We start from the raw sequence: 16,413 nt of genomic DNA on the forward strand, positions 1-16,413 counted from the left end.
AAATGCCCGATTGAGGTCATGACAGAGGTAGTGGCGTTGCAGCATGATGCACCTGCTTCAATCCAGTAACCGTGTTGCACTCAGCTTCTGCAACCGCCCACTTTTAAATTTCTGCCAAAAGCGCATCGGGATTCGCTCTTCTATAAAACGAGCCTGAATCTGATGGCGAAAGCTGCGATTCAGTCTGAAATTGGATGCGAAGTCGAGATCTGCCGTAATTGTAGTCATGACAGAGGTGCTGCCGGAGATGATTGAGGCCCTATCCTCTCTGGCTTGACGCGAGTAGGCGCGAAAGCCAGCTTGGCCACTAAGACTGCTATAGCAAGCATCATTGCGGATGCGATGAAGCTCGTATCCAATCACCCATCGCATAGCAGACCAACGAAGGTTCGACCCCGCTGCTCGAGGACAGATGCGACTGGGGCCGGAGTATTTTTCCATGATCGAGCAATTTCTGATGCCCGATCTGGGCAGTGTGATACGGCTTTGGCATATTTGGTGGCAAAGTGCTTCATCAATCGGCGAAAATTGAGCAAAAGCTCCAGTAGAATTCTTGGCGCTGGTTGGTCGGTATGTCTCGGCTGTTATCTCCCCCTTCATCATCCATCCACTTGTGGCACTCGATGCCTAGGCTCCTGAGGGCTTTATTTTGATCTGGTTTCTTGAAGGGCAGTCCAGCCAGCGCGACATAATCCTTGGTGCACGGAAAGCCCTTCCAGCACATATCAAGATCTGCGCTTCCCATCGCCAGGACAGGCCGGAGATAACCGCCAACGCTGATGTCAGCTTCACCGAGCCGACGGACAACCAAGAGCGCATCGACTGGGTACTGGATACCGCAGTCACCAACGGTATCAAGGTGATCCTTGCTGGCCGGGTGGGCAGCGTCTTTGAGGCTCAACGGCAGCGTTTCGTTGATGCGGGTCTGGATCTGGTCACCGGCGGATTGTCGATGGATACCTTCCATCTGGTAGACAACAAGACCAACTTCACCGCCGAAGCCGAATTGGCACATCTGGCCTGCGTGCCCGCCATCACTGCCACCAACTCCCAGCAGCTGGCGGACGCGTACAGAGAGCTCAGTGCACATGGAGAGGTGTGCGTTAAGCCCGCGGTGGGCATTTACGGACAAGGCTTCTGGCGGTTCAAAGAGGGAGCGGACCCATTCCGTTGCTTTGCCAACCCGGACAGCAGGGAAATCAATTTCGAGACCTACCTGCAAGCCTATTGCGCTTCTTCTGAGCGGGCACCGCTCTTGGTCATGCCTTACTTCGCAGGAAGCGAATGTTCGATCGACATGGTGTGCAAAGGTGGCGAGCCGATCGCATATGTGGGACGCCGCAAGCAAGGCCTTCATCAGACCTTTGAGAGAGACACCGCGGCAGTAGAGCTGGCGCTTCGTGCAGCCCGCCATTTCAAGTGCGACGGATTGGTCAACGTCCAGACTAAGGATGACTCCAATGGCATCCCCCACCTTCTGGAAATCAATCCCCGCTATTCCGGTGGTATTGGCTACACCCAACATACCGGCATCAACCTTCCTGGCATCTTCGCTACAACACGCCTGGGTCTGCCGGCGCCAGAGAGTGAGTGGCGACCGAATGTCAGAGTGAAGGCCATCACGATTGCGATACCGACAAAGCCTGATATTTAATCAAACCTTAAGTTTGATACTATTTTGCCTTGCTTTGTAAGGATCACGATTCAGGGAGCGATGCAGGGATGATGGTGCTGGCGCCAGGCGCAAACACCGCGATAGGAGCACCGCAGTGCTCCTGGACGCTGGAGTGCGCGAATACCACGGCCTTCGGGGAATATGCTGCAGTTGCTCTTCTTCCGGTTGATGACAAGCGTCAGCCGAAAGGAGATGCGGCGCTCTTCCAGGTTGATCAGAGCTGGATGGAGTGGAATGGCAGTCAAGAGAAGGTTGGCTGCAAGCTAAATCTGTCTGCTTTGCCAGCTGGAGCCGACCGTGTTCTGGTCGTTGTCTACGCCTTTTCGGCCATTGGTCCCGTTCGCGAACTGCGAAACCTCCGACTGCAAGTCGACGGTCAGATTGAGTACAGCCTCGATCTTTCTGACAACGGCGAAGCAGCGATCGTCATCGGCGAATTCTATTGCCGCAATCAGCAGTGGAAATTCCGGGCCCTAGCGGAGGGCTCTGCGTACGGCTTGGCCGCCCTTGGACGCCGAATTGGCCTGAATATCGACGATGCACATCCACATCGTCGCTCCAGCTCTCCTGACTGCAGCCGCTCTAGCAGTGCAACTGGAACGGGGTTTGCCGTCTCCCCAACTCACATCCTCACTTGCGCACATGTCATCGAGGACATGCAGGAAATCCACATTGCATCCTTTGACGGTCGACACCGTGCTGAGCCGGTTGTTGTCGACCGCAGGAACGACTTGGCATTACTGCGGGTTCACGGTGCGCCGGCGTTCAAGCAGGTGACCTTCCGTGACGGCATGGGCTGCGACTTGGGCGAACAGGTCGTTGCGATGGGATTCCCCATGGCCGGCCTGGCTGGCGGTGGAGTGCACGTCACCCAAGGTGGCGTATCCGCCCTGTTCGGTCTTCACAATGACGCCAGCCTTTTGCAGTTCACCGCCCCGATTCAGCCCGGTTCGAGCGGCAGTCCGCTTTTCGATACATCAGGCGCAGTAGTGGGAATGGTGACCTCAACCGTACCCGACGCGCAGAACATGAACTTTGCGGTGAAGGCCGGTCTGTCCCTCGCGTTCTTGGATGCCTGCCAAGTGCAAGCGCTCAGAAATCCCCCTACTGGCCAGACCTTCACTACGTCCCAGATCTCCCGTGATGCACAGCAATCCCTATGGCGAATTGAGGCGAGAAATCCATAGACCGGTTTTGACTTGAAACACAGGGAGCAGGCGTTAGGGTCACCCCCCCTCGCGCCAACCAAGGAAGCAGATATGGAAAGCCAAGCAGTACCCGTCTCCATCCGCGCTCAACTGAAGCGTGGGGAGCTCGAAGTCAAAGTCAACGATGCAGTCCTGCCTCCGGATGCTCTGCTTGGCTTTGCAGAACGTCGCAACCCCAAGCGCGCCTTCCTGTTCGTGTCCAAAGTCCTGGGCCGGCATATTCCTGTTCGACCGTCCGTCATGGCAGCCAGTTTTGAAAGCCTGGCTGCAGAAATCCCGACAGATCTCCCGGGCCCGGTGTTGGTTATTGGAATGGCCGAAACCGCGGTAGGTCTCGGCGCAGGTGTTCACCGCGCCTTTAGCGCAACTCGCCCGGACACCATGTACCTGGTGAGCACCCGCCATCCGCTAGGCACCGAGCTGTTTACTCGCTTCGAAGAGGAACACAGCCACGCCAGCGCTCACCTGATCCACATGCCGGTGGACCCCGCACTTCGGGAAATGATGCTCCAGGCCCGTTCCCTGGTACTGGTTGACGATGAGGCCTCCACCGGGAAAACCTTCGTGAATCTGCACAGAGCGCTAGTGGATGCTGGCCTGAGTAAGATCGAGCGTGTGGTGACCTGTGTCCTCACCGACTGGTCCGCAGGAGCTGTGACCAAATCAATCGGTGATTCGGCGTCATCCGTCTCGCTGCTGCAAGGCTCGTACAAGTTCCACGAAGACCCGGAGGCGCCGTTACCTGAAATGCCCGATGTCGGGGCTGTCTCTATCGGTGAATGGCCGATTTCTCCCCGTAATGACTGGGGCCGCTTGGGTGTACAGCATGTAGATGACACCCTCGCGCCTGACCTGCAGGTAAAGCCGGGCGAGAAAGTCATCGTGATCGGCACCAGTGAATTCGTCTGGCGGCCCTTCCTCCTGGCCGAGCGCCTGGAGCGTGCAGGTGCGGATGTCCGTTTCAGCTCCACAACGCGCTCCCCCATTGCCATCGGGCATTCGATCGAACACGCGCTGTATTTCTCGGACAACTACGGCCTCGGCATTCCGAATTTTATCTACAACGTGAAGCCTGGGCAGTTCGACCGGGTTCTGTTGTGCTCCGAAACGCCGGCGCAGGCGCTCCCCGCCGAGCTCATCGATGCTCTGGGTGCGGAGGTGATTGTTGATGAGCAGTAATCGCCCGCTGGTGCTCGTCGACCTCGACGACACACTGTTCCAGACCGCCCGCAAAATGCCTGAAGGTATGCCGCGTAAAACCGCAACGCTGGATGTGCATGGACAGCCAAATGGCTACATGAACCCGGTGCAAGAGTCCTTCATCAACTGGCTGCTGGCGACTGCAGACGTAGTGCCGGTTACCGCCCGCAGCGTCGAGGCGTACAGCCGCGTGAAGTTGCCCTTCAGCCATGGAGCCATCTGTTCTCATGGCGGAGTGATCCTGAAACCAAACGGCTCGGTTGACCAGGACTGGCACGGTCATATGGCCGAATCGCTCTGGACATTCCAGGATCGCCTTCCAGCACTGAGCGAAGCCACCCTGCAGATCGGTGAAGAGCTTGGATTCTCACTTCGCGGCTGGGTGGTAGAAGAGGAGGGTCTCCGCCATTACGTCGTGACCAAATACAACGAGGGCACCGACGAGGTTCTCACTCAGGTGCTCGCGGCGGTTCAAGCACGCGGCTTGCTGAATGGCATACACATTCATGGCAACGGCAACAACCTGGCCTTCTTGCCCAATGGGCTTGCAAAGCGCCTGGCGGTTCAAGAGCTGCTTCGCCGCGATATCGAGCTCAACGGTGAGCGCCCTGTGCTGGGCTTCGGTGACAGCATCACAGATCTCGGTTTCATGGACCTCTGCCACATGTGGGCAACCCCAGCACGCAGCCAGTTGGCCAAAGCGGTGGAGGGGCTGATCCATGAGTGAGTCCATCACCTCTCTGGCTACGGTCGGTAGCGGCAGCTACGCACCGGACGACGTGCACTTCCTGCTGCAGCCCATGCAAATGGAAGTCACCGATGTCCAGGAGAAGGAGCGGCTGATCCAGAGCAATCGGAAACACTATTCCGAGATGATCAGCATGGAGCACGCGCCGACTGAGGTTCATAAGAACCTTTACGCTCGTGCCCTGGTCCAGAACGGCAAACGCATGGCCACCGACGTCCAAGCTTTAGCGCTGGCGCTCAATGCTGCATGCTCCGGGCCGAGCATCGCGCTAGTCTCCTTCGTTCGAGCTGGACTGCCTCTGGGAGTTCTTCTGCGCCGGTCGCTGGTGGAGATGGGCCGAGATGCCCACCACTATGGCGTCAGCATCATCCGAGACCGCGGCATCGATACAGTCGCTCTGGAATCAATCATCACCCGCCACGGCGCCGAGAACATCGTTTTCGTCGACGGCTGGACAGGTAAGGGAGCCATTTCTGGAGAGCTCAAACGTACGCTGGGCGACGATGAACGCTTCCCTGAAGACCCGCGCCTAGTTGTACTTGCCGACCCGTGCGGTCGTGCTTGGCTGGCAGCGTCCGCCGAAGACTGGGTAATCCCTTCCGGGATTCTGGGGGCGACTGTTTCCGGCCTGGTTTCGCGGTCCATCTGGCCCGCGGATGGGGGGTTACACGGCTGTGTCGTTTACGACCATCTACACGAGCACGACGTCACCCGCGAGTTCATCGAGCAGATTGAGGACCAGCGTCGTGCTCTGATCGCCGTTGAGCCTGCAACGCCATGGTCTGCAGACGAAAGCCTACGCCTCCAAGAGGCTGCTGTGGCGGTTGTGGATGGCCTGGCAAGTCGATTCGGCATCACCAACATGAACCGCGTGAAGCCAGGTATCGCCGAGGCGACCCGCGCCGTTCTTCGGCGTGTGCCTGACCATGTGCTCGTGCGCGATCGCTCCGATAGTGACGTTCAGCTTCTGATGCACCTGACCGAGCGGGCGGGCGTCTCCGTGGAAGAAGTCGGCGAAGAGCTTGGACCTTATCGTGCAGTGACCATCATCCGGAGTGCGAACTGATGAAAGTGATTTCGCCGTTCGCCCTGGGGGCGACCCTGTACATGCCAGCGACCCGAGATGACATCCTCGAGATCGTCTTTGGCACGAAGCTGCCTGAGCTGCGCTCTCTCGTTGTGTGCCTTGAGGACGCTGTTGCCGAAATCGATGTCGCGAGTGCTCTGGCCAACCTGCAAAAGCTGCTGATGCAGATCGATGCTCATGGAGGCCGCCCGGAGTGCGGACCACTGCTCTTCGTCCGCCCCCGGGACTCGGGAATGGCTGCAGTCCTGAACGACTGGCCGCTGATGAAGAATGTTGATGGCTTTGTGGTCCCGAAACTGACGCTGAAGAGCCTCGGAGCTTGGGAGAAGGCCGTCAGCAATCCTGATCTGCTGCTGATGCCAACCCTTGAAACTCCTGATGTCTATAACCCCGGTGCAATGGTGGAACTGGGAGAGGCGCTAAAGGCAACACTCAATGAACGCATCATTGCGTTGCGTATCGGTGGCAACGACCTGATGGGCTGCCTGGGCCTGAGACGCAACCCCAGCAAGACGCTCTATGACACCCCGATGAGCTACGTCATTCCGATGCTCACAGGCGTCATGGGAGCTCAGGGTTTTGCCCTGACTGCCCCGGTCTTTGAGCAACTGGCTACGCCTGAGCTGCTGCAGGAAGAGCTGGAACTGGATATCTCCCACGGCCTCGTCGGTAAAACCGCTATCCATCCGACCCAAATCTCGATGATCCAGGATGCACTGCGCGTCAGCATCGAGGATCTGAATACGGCGAAACTCATCGTCAACCAGGGTGCACCTGCGGTCTTCAAGCACAACAACGCAATGTGCGAGCCAGCGACTCACTTCAAGTGGGCGAGCAACATCCTGGAGCGTGCCAAGTGCCTCGGGGTGAAGCCTGCGGAGATCAGCGTGGGCGAGCCTGGCTTCCGACTGGCGGAGGTGAGCGGGTGAGCCTAGAGATGCTTGAGGCAGGCCCCACGGGAGCGAAGGTGCTGTCGGTATTCGACTTCGACGGCACCCTGACGCGGCACGACAGTTTCGTGCCGTTCCTGCGCTTCGCTTTCGGACGTGGAGAGTTCCTGCGGCGGATCTTCAAGCTGGTGATTCCCAGCCTGAGATACATCGCAAAAGGAATGACCCGGGACGAGCTCAAGGCACGCCTGATCAGCACATTCCTGACAGGAGTAGAACCCAAATGGGTAGGCCAGAAAGCAGAGGAATTCTGCCACCTCATTTGGCCGCGGCTCATGCGCCCTTCAGGGTTACGATCTGTCGCCGAAGAACTGGCCTCTGGTGCAGAAGTGACTCTCTGCTCTGCCTCGCCGGCACTGGTCCTCCGACCGTTCGCAAGTCGGCTGGGGATCAAGCTGATTGGCACCGAGTTGGAAGTTCAAGACGGCCTGCTTACCGGAAGAATCCTCGGGGACAACTGCCGGTGTGAGAACAAGGTCCGCCGACTGGAAGCGGTATATGGCCCGCTGACGGAGTATCGCCTTCGCGCATGGGGCGATACCCGCGGAGATCACGAATTGCTTGCTGCTGCCCAAGATCCTCACTGGCGGCATTTCCACCCTACCTGGCGGCGAAGCCGCGCACCTTTCAAGCAAGTCGGGAGAAAGGAGGGCGCTGTTGCTTCCCAATCCCAACCGAACAATGAAGATCAACAAGGAGCGTAATCATGGCACTCACCCTGAGCAAAAATCAGAGCATCTCTCTGGAGAAAGAGGCTGGTACTGGTCTGAGCAAAATCAGCATGGGCCTGGGCTGGGACCCCGAAAAAGCCAAGGGATTCCTGGCCAAACTGGTCGGTGGCGGCAATAACGAGATCGATCTCGATGCCTCCTGCATCATCCTGGACGGCAACTATGAGCCGCTCGATCTCGTCTGGTTCCGCCAACTGCAATCGCAGGATGGCTCGATCAAGCACTCCGGTGACAACCGTACTGGCGAAGGCGACGGCGACGACGAAACCATCTACGTCGACCTGCAGCGCCTTCCTTCTCAAGCTCAGCACCTGGTGTTCACGGTGAACTCCTTCACCGGCCAGAACTTCTCGAAGGTCGAGAATGCGTATTGCCGCATTCTGAACGAGGCGAACAACAAAGAAATCGTACGCTTCAACCTGTCCGAGAAAGGCAACCACACGGGCATCGTAATGGCCAGCCTGAGCAAGGGCGCCAACGGCTGGACCTTCAAGGCTATCGGTCAGACCACCAGTGGTCGCACCGTCGATGATCTCGTGAACCTGGCCGTTCAGGCGGTGCGTGCATGACCACTCTGGTTCCTGGCGGTAATGCGCCGGTAGCCACCGGCCAAGTGCGCGTCGACATCAACTACACCCCGATTCCGGGCGCTGATATCGACATTTCTGCATTCGCTCTCACTGCCACCGGCAAGGTGCGTGGCGACGGGGATATGTGCTTCTACGGCCAGCCGAATATTCTCGGCGGCGCAGTGCAGCAGAGCGGTAACTCTGCAGGAAACGCGTCCTTCACCCTCGACCTCAGCCGTATTGACCCGGCCGTTGAGAAGGTCGCGCTCACTGCAACGATCTACGAAAACAAGGCGTCGTTTGACCGCGTAAGCACGCTAGCTCTTGCGGTAACTGGCGGGATCGAAGCTCAAATCCCGACTCGCGGAATGAACGAAACCGCACTGATCCTCGGCGAGTTCTACCTGCGCCAAGGTGCCTGGAAGTTCCGTTGTGTCGGGCAGGGCTTCGCTGGTGGACTGGAACCTCTGGCCAAGCATTTCGGCGTCGACATTGCCGCACCTGCTCCTGTCCCGACTCCGGCTGCAGCACCCGCGTCTGTGCCTACTCCTCCCCCCGCGCCGGCTCCGGTACCACCGAAGTCCACCATCAGCCTGAGCAAGGTCACTCTCGATAAGAGTCGGTCCAGCATCAGCCTGGAAAAGCCTGCTGCAGGCTTCGGTGAAATCAAGGTGAACCTGAACTGGAATCAGGGGAATAACGGCGGCGTGCTCGGTGGCATCTTCGGCAAGAACAAGTCAGTTGACCTCGACGTCGGCTGCCTGTTCGAACTGCAGGACGGCTACAAGGGCGTCGTGCAGGCTCTAGGTGAAGCCTTCGGCGACCTGAATCACGAACCTTACATCCAGCTCATGGGCGACGACCGCACCGGCTCCGTAGCAGGTGGTGAGTGGCTTCACATCAACGGCCGGCAATGGGGTGAAATAAAACGCGTCCTGGTCTTCGCATACATCTACGAGGGCGCTCCGAACTGGAAGGCCACCGACGGTGTTGTGACGATCTTCATCCCCGGCCAACCCGAGATCGAAGTGCGCTTGAACGAAGAAGGCGGCCGCCAAGGTATGTGCGCCATTGCCATGCTTGAAAACGTGGGCGGCGCCGTTAAGGTCACCCGCCGTGTCGACTTCCACCGTGGGCACAAGGACATGGACATCGCCTACGGCTGGGGTATGCGCTGGACCGCCGGCTCCAAGTAATAAACATTACGGCGGGGCCCATAGCCCCGCCATTTGAGGGGAAAAACCGAATGCTCGAATGGCTGAAAACCAACGCGGCTAAAGCCCGCGAAACGCTGACCACCGAGGTCAGTAAGTTCAAAAATCGGACCTTCATGGAGGCTGTGGCCAACGGTTGCGCATTGATCTCCGCAGCCGATGGCGAGATCAAGTCCGAAGAGAAGATGAAGATGACTGGCTTCATCAATACCTCTCCGGAACTCAAGGTCTTCAACCTGACCGACGTCATCAAAGTCTTCTCCGATGCCTGCTCGAAGTTCGAGTTCGACTTCCAGATCGGCCAGGCCGAAGCCCTGAAAGCCATCAGCAAGATCAAAGGCAAGGACGGCGAAGCACGCCTGCTGGTCCGCGTCTGCTGCGCCATCGGCGCATCCGATGGCAACTTCGATGAAAAAGAAAAGGCAGCCTGCCGCCTGATCTGCCTGGAGCTGGGTCTGAACCCGGCCGATTTCGAACTCTAAGGTACAGAAACGTGGAATCGACTCACATTGGCTTCCCTCCGCTGACCATGGCGGTATTCGTCGGCCTGGCGCTCGCCGCCCTGCTGCTGGACATGGTCACCCACCGCGATGACAAGCCGATCACCCTGGCCCGCGCCTCGATCTGGTCGGTGTTCTGGGTGGCTATCTCCCTGGCGTTCGCCGGTTTTCTGTACGTCCAGCACGGTGCAGAAGTAGCCAGCTTGTTCGTCACCGGTTATGCCTTGGAGAAGGTGCTTTCTGTCGACAACTTGTTTGTGTTTATGGCCATCTTCGCTTGGTTTAAGGTCCCGGATGGGCTGCGTCACCGCGTGCTCTACTGGGGCATTATCGGTGCCATCGTCTTCCGCGGCGTCTTCGTGGCCATCGGTACCGGCCTGCTCGCATTCGGCCCCTGGGTCGAAATCATCTTCGCGCTCATCGTCGCCTGGACTGCCGTGATGATGCTGAAAGGCGGCGACGATGATGACGAGGAGGAGGACTATTCCCAGCACCTGGCATATCGCTTCGCCAAGAAGCTGTTCCCAGTCTGGCCGAAGCTGTACGGGCACAACTTCTTCGTGAGCCGTAAAAAGCTTGAAGTAGAAATCCAGAAGACCGAAAACAAGGGCATGTCGTTGGCGGCCAAGGGCGGCATCTTCGCCACTCCGCTGTTCCTCTGCCTGGTCGTTGTTGAGGTGTCCGATGTACTGTTCGCCTTCGACTCTGTTCCGGCCGTCATCGCAGTCAGCCGGGAACCTCTGATCGTTTATTCGGCCATGCTGTTCGCCATCCTCGGCCTGCGTACCCTGTACTTCGTCCTCGAGGCACTTAAGCGCTACTTGGTGCACCTCGAGAAAGCGGTGGTCGTGCTGCTGTTCTTCATCGCCGCAAAACTCGGCCTGAACGCGACCGACCACCTGTTCCACCACGGCATCAGCATCTCGCCGAATACCAGCCTGATCATCGTGCTGGCGGTTCTGGCAGTCGGTATCGTGGCAAGCGTTCTCTTCCCCGAAAAGGAAGAAACGCCGGCAGAAAACCCGTAATCAGTAGCAACCAAAAGGAGCTTTACGCATGGCACTGTCTCTCCAAAAAGGCGGCAACCTTTCCCTGTCCAAGGAAGCCCCCGGCCTCACCAAGATTCTGGTTGGCTTGGGCTGGGACCCGCGCGCGACTGATGGCGCAGAATTCGACCTGGACGCAAGCGCATTCCTGCTGGGCGCGACCGGCAAGATCCGTAGCGAAGCCGACTTCATTTTCTACAACCAACTGAAAAGTGCTGACGGCTCCGTGGAGCACACCGGTGACAACCGTACCGGTGCCGGCGATGGTGACGACGAAGTGCTGAAAGTCGACCTGAGCCGTGTTCCGGCTGACGTCGACAAGATCGCCTTCACCGTCACCATCCACGACGCCGAAGGTCGCAAGCAGAACTTCGGCCAGGTCAGCAATTCGTTCATCCGCATCGTCAACGAAGCCAACGGCTCCGAGATCGTTCGCTACGATCTGGCCGAAGACGCTTCCACCGAAACTGCGATGATCTTCGCTGAGCTGTACCGCAACAACGGCGAGTGGAAGTTCCGCGCTGTTGGCCAGGGCTATGCCGGCGGTCTGCGCGCTGTAGCCAACGGCTACGGCATGAACTTCTAATCCACACCACTTCTGAACAAGGAATTTCACCATGGCAGTGTCTTTGACCAAAGGCAGCAACGTCAGCCTCTCCAAGGAAGCACCGGGCCTGAGCGAAGTTATCGTCGGCCTGGGCTGGGACCCGCGCGTAACTGACGGCACCGAGTTCGACCTCGATGCGTCCGTATTCGTCACCGGCGAGAGCGGCAAAGTGCTGAACGACGCCAGCTTCATCTTCTACAACAACAAGAAGAGCGCTGACGGTTCCATCGAGCACCTGGGCGACAACCGTTCCGGCCAGGGCGACGGCGATGACGAGCAGGTCAACGTCAAGCTCACCGGTCTGGCCGCTGACGTGAAGAAGCTGGTCTTCGCCGTCACCATCCACGATGCCGACGCCCGCAAGCAGTCCTTCGGCCAGGTTTCGAACGCCTACATCCGCGTTCTGAACAAGGCTGACGGCAAAGAAATCGCGCGCTACGACTTGTCCGAAGACGCCTCCACCGAAACTGCGATGATCTTCGGCGAACTGTACCGTCACAACGACGAATTCAAGTTCAAGGCGATCGGCCAAGGCTTCGCCGGCGGCCTGAAGCCTCTGGCAGAAGCTCACGGCGTGAGCATCGGCTAAGGCCTGCACGTTGAAAAGCCCCGGCTCCGGCTGGGGCTTTTTCACATCTGCAGCAAGGGAATGAACCGTTCCGACGACACGACCACGTATTCATGGAAGTCCAACATGCGCCGCATGATGAAGGGTATTGCTGTCCTTTCCGCTTGGATCGCAACAAGCATCTCCACCGCCGAAGCAACCAGCTTCGACTGTGCCAAGGCACAGAACTTCGCAGAAACGACCATCTGCTCATCACCCGCGCTGCGACGAGCCGATGAAGACGTAAACTCCGCGTATGTCAAAGCAGTCGACCGGCTGCCGGAAGAGCAAAAGGCGGAAGTCCGTCGGTCCCAAAAGTCGTGGTTGAAGCAGCGCAATGCCTGCACCACGACGACCTGTGTCTCGGTGGCCATGACCGAGCAACTTCGAACGCTTACCCATTGGGGAGCTGAACCAGTACCCGCGCAAGTGGCAAAACCCTCATCGCCCAGGCCTACAGCTGCGCAGCCGACTCCAAAGGCCAACTCCCCGGCCACAGCAGAAGAATTCGACATCAACCGCGGCACGCCCAGTGCTCCCAATCTTGGAGCCCAGGTGTCAACGGCTCTCACTAACGATCCGGCCGATCAGGGCACTACACATCCGAGTCAGGACATGAGGCCATTCAAGATTGGGCTGGTCGCAATGGTCGCTCTCTTGCTGGTGTGCATTTGGCTTCACTCGCGGGAGAACTTAGACATTTACACCGACTACACCGACGCCCTTTGGACCACTTTGACCCCTGTGCTGGCGCTTGGAACCTACTTCCTCGCCAGATGGCTGGAGCTATCGGAGGCAGTTGCAGGGTGGTCCGCGTTGGCCGTGTTTGCGCTCATGTCACTGCAGATTCTGATCCAGACCTACCGAAGCAACGGTTTTTCCCCGTACTTCATTCTCGCGCTCTACGCGAAGATTGCGCTGTTCACCCTTTTCATCTTCCTGATAGCGCTGCTGCTGCTCGGTGGAAACACCAAGGCTGATCGCCGTCGACGCCGAGGTTGGGCAATTGCCGCCGGCGCACTGTTCACATTCTTCACCGCTTGGATGTGTCGCAATCGCCGCTTCAGCCACATTGACGACTACCTCGCTGGCCGTGCATAGACGACACATGGACATAGGCCTGCACCTGGTCAGGCCCCAACTCCCAGAGAGTCTCGGAGGGAAACATGGGATTCCGATTCAGCAAACGGATCACGATCGTCCCTGGCGTTCGCTTGAACATCAGTGGATCTGGCATCAGCACGTCAGTCGGGCCACGCGGCCTGAGTCTCACGATGGGCAAGCGAGGCACTTACCTAAACGCTGGTCTGCCCGGTACAGGCCTTTCCTATCGGGAGCGCCTCGACCGTCCAAGCAGACGCTCCACAGCTCAACCCACTCCAGAAGCACCTGGCTATGACGGGCCCATCAAGGTAAAGGTCGATGATGATGGATCGCTGATCATCACCGACCTCGACGACAACGCCCTCCCTGACGCGATCGTAAAGCGGGTGAAGCAAGAAAAGGCCGAGGACATCCAGGATCTTTTGGAGACGGCCGCAACCAAAGTGAACCAGGCGCTTGAAGAGTGTCTGGGCGTCCACATGGATACCCCTCATCCGGGATCGCTGCCAGCGCTGCCGCCTCCCTTTGCTCAAGATGAACCGAGGCGACCTGTTGCAGACTCTCCGGGCCTCCTCGACAAGATGATGCTGCGCGGCCCCAAGATGGAACGGGAAGCACAAGAGCGCGAGGCCCAGTATCAGCAGGATCTCGCTGAATGGAAGTCTGCCCGTGACGCTCACGAACAAGCCCGAGCGGAGATCGAGAAGGCAATCCGCCTGGCAGCAAAAGGGTTCAGCGCCCACATGGAGCGTGCTCTCGACTATGTGCTCTCTGGAATTGCCTGGCCGAAAGAGACCCTGGTCGAGTACCAGTTCTCTCACGACGTCACCGGCATTGCGGTGGACGTGGACCTCCCCGACGAAGGCGACGTGCCCTGCAGGACAGCTGAGGCAAAGGGCAACGGCAAACTGACGTTCAAAAACAGATCCGAAGCCCAAACGCGCCGGGACTTCGTGACGCTCTGCTACGGGACCATTTTCCGCGTAGTGGGAGAGGTCTTCGCCCTGCTTCCTGGCATTCAAAACTGCCTCGTGTCCGGCTACATCCAGCGAACCAGCGCAGCGACCGGCCGGGTCGAGGATCAGTACGTAATCTCGGCACTGGTATCCCGTGATCAGTGGGAAACCATAGACCATACCAGGCTGGCAATTGTCGATCCGGGGGCTGCTCTGACATCGTTCGGCGCAGTGGTAAAACTGGATCGCTCCTCCCGCTTCACTGAGATCGAACCCCTAGACATGGCGGCACTTGGTTGAGGAGTGTGCTGATGCGGAAATCTAAACTCGTCATGCCGGTTGCAGCCTCGGTATTTTGCCTCGCAGTCGGCTCTGCCAGGGCCACAGAACAACCCACCTGTGAGGTGATTGGTTCAGGGCCTCAGCAGGTGAAGCTGGTAACGGTCACCACCAACACAGGGACCATTGCGCTTAATGGGTCTGCCCGAGCTGCATCAGCGAGCCGCGGCTGGATCGATGGCAAGACACTCTATGAACCGCAGAAGCTCCTACAGCTCACTCAGGAGGGTCTGGAGCGATGTGGAGGTGACCCAGCCCCTACCGCAAGCGAAAGCCCCCAGGAGGTGCCGCAGAAGGCCGCTATCGCAGATGAAGGTTCTAGGACGGTTGAGGCGTTCAAGAAGGCGGCCGGTGCCGGCGATCTGGAAACCGTTCGCCAGTACATCGCATCCGGGTTTGATGTGAACATGAAGGACAAAGGGGTGCCGGCCCTTGGCATTCCTGGAAGTCCGGCGATCGACGCTGCAGCGGCCGCGGGCCAGTGCGATGTTCTGGACGTGCTGCTGGCCGCTGGCGCGAGCGCAGATCCTCGTTCGATCAAGTTCGGGTTTACCCCCTTGAGCCTGGCTGCTCAGAAAGGGGCAAGTGCATGCGTTAAGTCTCTCTTGGCGAAGAAGGTCCGGATCGACGTTCGTACCGAGCCAGGAGGCGACACTGCGTTGATCATGGCCGCTTACAACGGGCACCTGGATGTGGTGCAAATACTGGTAGAGAAAGGGGCCAGCCTGCAGGTGACGAACAAGGACGGCGATACGCCGCTGCGCGCCGCCCAGGCAATAGGGAGTGTCAGCGTGGCCAATTATCTACGGTCCAAAGGTGCTCACTAGAAGCGCGGATGGCCACTCAGGTTTTCAGTTGGGGATTAGTTTTGAAGCGTAATAGTGCCGGCATGTGGGCCGGAATCGTGGGTCTGTTCGTTGTAATCTCCCTCACGTCAGGCTGCCAGAGCAGGCAAGAATACCGGTCCTTCTGTTCACCCAGCACTCCAAGGCTGCAGTGCTCTGCAGACGACCAGAACTACAAGTGCAGTCAGGCCTCGGGACTGGTGAAGCTCTGCGAGACGTACGTGAGGAGACAAGTGGCGCGGAATTCTCCTGGCTCTGAACTGTTGAATTTGCCTCCGCAATACCAGAATCCGGGATATCAGCCTTGGTCGCTTGTATCTACCGGGCGCGATGGGCATACATACGTGGCATACATCGACGGAAGAACCACTCAGGGATTCATCAACTCGGTGTGGACCCTAAAGGCCATGGTTGAGAAACGTGTAGACGATTACCAGCAGGCGTCTGCCAGCTACCTGAATATCGTCAGCGAAGGCATGGAAACGTCCGACGAAAAGGTACGGAAGTCAATTTCGGATCTTGAGGCCCTTGGCCCCGCTCTCCAGGAGGCGCAGACGGTCGGGGATAGCATCCTTAAGGTCATCGATGTCCCCCCGCCCTTCGACTTCCGGACACAGGCTCTGCGGGTGGTGATCGAAACCGCCCCAACTGATATTTACCTGCGCCTAGCCGCAGAGTCCGCCATCCGGAGCCAAAGCCAGATGCGAGAACAGACCCCACAGCTGGTGCGTACATCAAAGGCCCGACTTAACGACCTGCAGATGATCGTGGCCGAGCCATACGCGCAGCAGTTCGCTGATCAGCTACAGCGTGCAGAGGCTGTCGGTAAGCAAGTAGTTCGCGAACGCGCCCGGGAATGGCGTAGGGCTGAGTCGGAGGGGAGTGGGTATCGAAGCGGTGTTGGCGGTGGATGCTCGTGTGCCGGCGGGAATGTCTGCTACGGCCCCCGCGGCGGGCGTTACTGCATCACTTCAGGCGGGAAGCAGCGATACGGGATCTGAGGACAGTGCTGGTGCCCCGATGGCGA

Annotated in this window: 17 protein-coding genes; all 17 read left to right on the plus strand. The window is 58.5% G+C overall.

All coding sequences use genetic code 11. The annotated features are described in order from the left end of the window. Positions 1 to 649: 649 nt before the first annotated feature. The 17 genes from A9513_RS11930 (at position 650) to A9513_RS36480 (ending at position 16,387) form a co-directional block, all read left to right on the plus strand. Positions 650 to 1,654, plus strand: coding sequence for an ATP-grasp domain-containing protein (locus tag A9513_RS11930; RefSeq protein WP_065084846.1), 1,005 nt, complete (start codon positions 650 to 652; stop codon positions 1,652 to 1,654). A 68-nt stretch (positions 1,655 to 1,722) separates the two neighbouring features. Next, positions 1,723 to 2,862 (plus strand): trypsin-like peptidase domain-containing protein, encoded by a 1,140-nt coding sequence (locus tag A9513_RS11935; RefSeq protein WP_065084847.1) that lies wholly within the window; start codon positions 1,723 to 1,725, stop codon positions 2,860 to 2,862. Positions 2,863 to 2,934: 72 nt separating this feature from the next. Beyond that, positions 2,935 to 4,062: a phosphoribosyltransferase domain-containing protein gene (locus tag A9513_RS11940; RefSeq protein ID WP_065084848.1), complete on the plus strand. Its 1,128-nt coding sequence runs from the start codon at positions 2,935 to 2,937 to the stop codon at positions 4,060 to 4,062. After that, on the plus strand, positions 4,052 to 4,810 hold the full coding sequence (locus A9513_RS11945) for a trehalose phosphatase (protein ID WP_065084849.1): 759 nt from the start codon (positions 4,052 to 4,054) through the stop codon (positions 4,808 to 4,810). Before A9513_RS11940 ends, A9513_RS11945 begins: the two co-directional genes overlap by 11 nt. Beyond that, positions 4,803 to 5,897 (plus strand): cysteine protease StiP family protein, encoded by a 1,095-nt coding sequence (locus tag A9513_RS11950; RefSeq protein ID WP_065084850.1) that lies wholly within the window; start codon positions 4,803 to 4,805, stop codon positions 5,895 to 5,897. The genes A9513_RS11945 and A9513_RS11950 overlap by 8 nt, the downstream gene beginning before the upstream one ends. Then, the gene (locus A9513_RS11955) at positions 5,897 to 6,847 is read left to right on the plus strand and encodes an HpcH/HpaI aldolase/citrate lyase family protein (RefSeq protein WP_065084851.1); all 951 of its coding nucleotides are present in this window, start codon (positions 5,897 to 5,899) and stop codon (positions 6,845 to 6,847) included. The genes A9513_RS11950 and A9513_RS11955 overlap by 1 nt, the downstream gene beginning before the upstream one ends. Continuing rightward, the gene (locus A9513_RS11960; protein WP_065084852.1) at positions 6,844 to 7,572 is read left to right on the plus strand and encodes an HAD family hydrolase; all 729 of its coding nucleotides are present in this window, start codon (positions 6,844 to 6,846) and stop codon (positions 7,570 to 7,572) included. Before A9513_RS11955 ends, A9513_RS11960 begins: the two co-directional genes overlap by 4 nt. A 2-nt stretch (positions 7,573 to 7,574) precedes the next feature. Beyond that, positions 7,575 to 8,168: a TerD family protein gene (locus A9513_RS11965; RefSeq protein WP_065084853.1), complete on the plus strand. Its 594-nt coding sequence runs from the start codon at positions 7,575 to 7,577 to the stop codon at positions 8,166 to 8,168. Then, positions 8,165 to 9,364 (plus strand): TerD family protein, encoded by a 1,200-nt coding sequence (locus A9513_RS11970; protein ID WP_065084854.1) that lies wholly within the window; start codon positions 8,165 to 8,167, stop codon positions 9,362 to 9,364. The genes A9513_RS11965 and A9513_RS11970 overlap by 4 nt, the downstream gene beginning before the upstream one ends. Positions 9,365 to 9,414: 50 nt before the next feature. Further along, on the plus strand, positions 9,415 to 9,864 hold the full coding sequence (locus A9513_RS11975) for a tellurite resistance TerB family protein (RefSeq protein ID WP_065084855.1): 450 nt from the start codon (positions 9,415 to 9,417) through the stop codon (positions 9,862 to 9,864). A gap of 11 nt (positions 9,865 to 9,875) precedes the next feature. Continuing rightward, complete coding sequence (locus tag A9513_RS11980) at positions 9,876 to 10,910, plus strand: TerC/Alx family metal homeostasis membrane protein (RefSeq protein ID WP_065084856.1); 1,035 nt, start codon at positions 9,876 to 9,878, stop codon at positions 10,908 to 10,910. A 28-nt stretch (positions 10,911 to 10,938) separates the two neighbouring features. Continuing rightward, positions 10,939 to 11,514 carry a TerD family protein gene (locus A9513_RS11985; protein WP_065084857.1) on the plus strand — a complete coding sequence of 192 codons (576 nt, stop codon included), beginning with the start codon at positions 10,939 to 10,941 and terminating at the stop codon, positions 11,512 to 11,514. Positions 11,515 to 11,545: 31 nt separating this feature from the next. Beyond that, on the plus strand, positions 11,546 to 12,124 hold the full coding sequence (locus A9513_RS11990; RefSeq protein ID WP_065084858.1) for a TerD family protein: 579 nt from the start codon (positions 11,546 to 11,548) through the stop codon (positions 12,122 to 12,124). Between the two features lie 60 nt (positions 12,125 to 12,184). Then, positions 12,185 to 13,243, plus strand: coding sequence for a lysozyme inhibitor LprI family protein (locus A9513_RS34805; protein ID WP_083196098.1), 1,059 nt, complete (start codon positions 12,185 to 12,187; stop codon positions 13,241 to 13,243). A 65-nt stretch (positions 13,244 to 13,308) separates the two neighbouring features. Beyond that, on the plus strand, positions 13,309 to 14,502 hold the full coding sequence (locus A9513_RS12005) for a DUF4236 domain-containing protein (protein WP_083196099.1): 1,194 nt from the start codon (positions 13,309 to 13,311) through the stop codon (positions 14,500 to 14,502). 11 nt (positions 14,503 to 14,513) lie between these two features. Beyond that, a complete protein-coding gene (locus A9513_RS12010) occupies positions 14,514 to 15,368 on the plus strand; it encodes an ankyrin repeat domain-containing protein (protein WP_065084861.1) in 855 nt (284 codons plus the stop codon). A 362-nt stretch (positions 15,369 to 15,730) separates the two neighbouring features. Then, positions 15,731 to 16,387, plus strand: coding sequence for a hypothetical protein (locus A9513_RS36480; RefSeq protein ID WP_255302845.1), 657 nt, complete (start codon positions 15,731 to 15,733; stop codon positions 16,385 to 16,387). Positions 16,388 to 16,413 lie beyond the last annotated feature (26 nt).

It is taken from the genome of Pseudomonas sp. AU12215 (assembly GCF_001675465.2).
Taxonomy (GTDB): domain Bacteria; phylum Pseudomonadota; class Gammaproteobacteria; order Pseudomonadales; family Pseudomonadaceae; genus Pseudomonas; species Pseudomonas nitroreducens.